Annotated in this window: 1 rRNA gene; it reads left to right on the top strand. The window is 57.1% G+C overall.

Annotation, left to right across the window (positions count from 1 at the left end):
• A 23S ribosomal RNA gene (locus tag ACLWS4_RS38000) occupies positions 1 to 352 on the top strand; the annotation flags it as partial.

The following is a 352-nucleotide window of genomic DNA, read 5'->3' as shown; positions in this document are numbered from 1 at the left end:
CTGAGACCTGATGCCGAGCCGATTGTGGTGAAGTGGATGATCCTATGCTGTCGAGAAAAGCCTCTAGCGAGTTTCATGGCGGCCCGTACCCCAAACCGACTCAGGTGGTCAGGTAGAGAATACCGAGGCGTTCGGGTGAACTATGGTTAAGGAACTCGGCAAAATGCCCCCGTAACTTCGGGAGAAGGGGGGCCATTCCTGGTGACGAGTCTTGCACTCCGAGCTGGGGGTGGCCGCAGAGACCAGCGAGAAGCGACTGTTTACTAAAAACACAGGTCCGTGCGAAGCCGTAAGGCGATGTATACGGACTGACGCCTGCCCGGTGCTGGAACGTTAAGGGGACCGGTTAGCT

Source organism: Kitasatospora sp. SC0581 (genome assembly GCF_048159585.1).
Taxonomy (GTDB): Bacteria; Actinomycetota; Actinomycetes; order Streptomycetales; family Streptomycetaceae; genus Kitasatospora.
Note: the sequence above shows the minus strand (reverse complement) of the source record. Positions and strands in the feature narration are given on the sequence as shown.